This is a genomic window from Psychrobacter proteolyticus (assembly GCF_038155145.1).
Taxonomy (GTDB): Bacteria; Pseudomonadota; Gammaproteobacteria; order Pseudomonadales; family Moraxellaceae; genus Psychrobacter; species Psychrobacter proteolyticus_B.
Genome location: NZ_JBAKAY010000185.1, coordinates 1 through 214 on the forward strand (window position 1 = coordinate 1; position 214 = coordinate 214).

General features: G+C 42.1%; 1 protein-coding gene. It reads left to right on the forward strand.

Annotation, left to right across the window (positions count from 1 at the left end; genetic code table 11):
• Positions 1-79: 79 nt before the first annotated feature.
• The coding region (locus V6252_RS13880; protein ID WP_425355890.1) for a diguanylate cyclase at positions 80-214 on the forward strand (135 nt) is incomplete at its 3' end.

Here is a 214-nt window from a genome sequence, read left to right on the forward strand (position 1 = left end):
TAGGAGGTTTGAGACCCTTCTACATGCCAATCTGGACGAGGTTACTGAGCTTATAAATCGCCGCTACGGTCTGTAAAAGATGAAGTATGCCTTGGCAACGGTGAGAGAATATCAAGACTTATGCGTCATGCTGTTAGATTTATATTGGTGCAAACAGATAAATGATAATTATGGGCACGACGTAGGTGATCAGGTTCTGATTGAAATATCGCAG